General features: G+C 43.8%; 2 protein-coding genes. Both read left to right on the forward strand.

The window, feature by feature from the left end; genetic code table 11:
• Window positions 1–1,441 (forward strand): lanthionine synthetase LanC family protein (locus ACKI5B_RS10885; RefSeq protein ID WP_407428653.1); only part of this gene is annotated, 1,441 nt, incomplete at its 5' end.
• Window positions 1,442–1,460: 19 nt separating this feature from the next.
• A partial coding sequence (locus ACKI5B_RS10890; protein WP_407428655.1) for a PLP-dependent cysteine synthase family protein occupies window positions 1,461–2,321 on the forward strand: 861 nt, incomplete at its 3' end.

The raw sequence follows: 2,321 nt of genomic DNA on the forward strand, positions 1-2,321 counted from the left end.
GGAGGAACCTATGGCAAATAACGTACTATTTAATGAACGCACCGCCACGGATTTAATCGAATATGCTGAGCAGACAGCCGCATGGATTAAAACAACTGAAAAAACAGGCAAAAAAGGCAGAATATGGAATCAGAGCCCTGATTCAAAAGAAGATTTTTCTGATTATCCGATGCTTACCCAAAAATCATTGTATGGCGGTTCAGCCGGTGTAGGGCTTTTCTATTTAAGACTTTATCAGGCTACAAAAAAGGCTGAATATCTTGAAGAAGCGAAATCAGCCGCAGAAGAAATAATTGCCACGGACGAAGGAACAGCTTTCTATGAACGCACATTTGCACCGCGTTCTTCCGGAGCTTCAAAACTTGTCCATGTAAAAAATATGCCGGGCTGGGCTGCAGGATATTATAATGGACCTGCAGGAAGCGCATATCTTGTAATCAAGCTTTTTGAACTTACAGGTGAAGAGCGTTATAAAAATTATGCAGTAAAAGTCGCAGACGATCTGCTTGCTTCTGCAAAAAAATCTGATGCAGGCATTTATTGGAGCGAACAGAATGATTTGTGCGGAGATGCAGGATTTGTCACATATCTTTCTTTGATATATAAACTCACGAAAGACGAAAAATATCGTGAAGCAGCTGTTAGTTTCGGTGATTTTCTTCTTTCAAAAGGAAAGAGTGCACCGCGCGGAGGAAAATACTGGAATGTTGTTGACCTTACAATCATTGACTTTCCGAAGGATGTATTCTGGGTAAACAATGCTCACGGAACAAGCGGAGTAGGCTGGATTTTTGCAATTCTCTACGAACTTTCAAAAGAAGAAAAATTCCTTGAAGCCGCAAAATATGCTGCCGAATACATTAAAGGAATTGCTGTTGGGGATGAAAATGCAGTGCTTGTTCCTTACCTTGACAGCCTTGAGAGAGGACCTTCAACAGAATTTTATTACCTGAGCACCTGTCACGGACCTGCCGGAACTTCACTTTTGTTCCATGCACTCTATAAAATCACGGGTAAAAAAGAATATCTGGATTGGGTTCTGCGCCTGAGCCGCGGAATCATTAAAGCCGGAGCACCGGAAAACTTTAGCCGCGGTTACTGGCAGAGCCAGGCTTTATGCTGCGGAACTCCAGGACTTCTGGAACATTTTGTTTCAGTTTATAAGCTGACCAAAAATCCTGAATTCTTAGAATATGCAAAAAGAGCCGCAAATACTGTAATAGGGCAGTCTTTTGTGCCGGATGCAGACGGCGACATCTATCATCAGAAAACTTTGAGAAGATGGAGCGGGGCATGGTGGAGAACGATTCCGACTGACGTTCACTCTTATACGGGACTTTACATTGGAAGTGCAGGAAACGCATGGAGCCTTCTTTCACTTGCCGCTGCAGAAAAGAACGAAGAGCTCATCGAGTTAATCGAATACAACTATTTTAACTAATTATTTAAGGAGAAAAACTATGGCAAAAATTTATGATTCAATCACAGAACTCGTCGGGGACACACCACTTGTCCGTCTCCACCGCTATGAAGCTTCAGAAAACCTTGAAGCAAACATTCTCGGTAAGTTCGAGTATTTCAATCCTTCCGGCAGCGTAAAAGACCGTGCTGCCCTTAATATTATTGAAGAAGCCGAAAAGCGAGGTGATATTAAGCCTGGAATGACTTTGATTGACTACACCAGCGGCAACACGGGAATCGGAGAAGCAACTTTTGCAAACGCCAAGGGGTACAAATTCGTCGCTGTAATCCAGCCTCTCGTTTCAAAGGAGCGTTCACAGATATTAAAGGCACTTGGAGCAGAACTTTTGCAGGTAACTGACGTTCCGGGCTTTCCCGAACTCCTCAAAAATGGTCTTACTATGACCGCACTTGAAAAACTCTTCAAGGATTTTGCCGCTTCAAAAGGCTGGTATTACCTGAATCAGTGCGCGGACATCAACAATTCCCTTGCCCATGTAAAATCCACCGGCCCTGAAATCTGGGAAGCAACCGGCGGTAAAGTTGACTATGTGGTTCAACTTGTGGGAACGGGCGGAACTTTGTCAGGACTTTCAAAATTCTTCCGTGAAAAAAATCCGAATGTAAAGATTATCGGAGCACAGCCGGCGGAACAGTCAAAGAAAAACCCGAACTTCCCGGAACGCAACACAATCGATGGCGTGCTGAATTTTGACGGCGTTCCAATTGAAAACTATCCGCCGCTTTTCACCAGCTTCGACACCAAATACGATGAATGTTTCGACGTTGTAGCAGAAGATGCCTACGAAACAGGCCGTAAACTTGTAAAAAACGAAGGATTCTTCGTCGGTCAGTCGGCA

It is taken from the genome of Treponema sp. (assembly GCF_045657965.1).
Classification (GTDB): domain Bacteria; phylum Spirochaetota; class Spirochaetia; order Treponematales; family Treponemataceae; genus Treponema_D.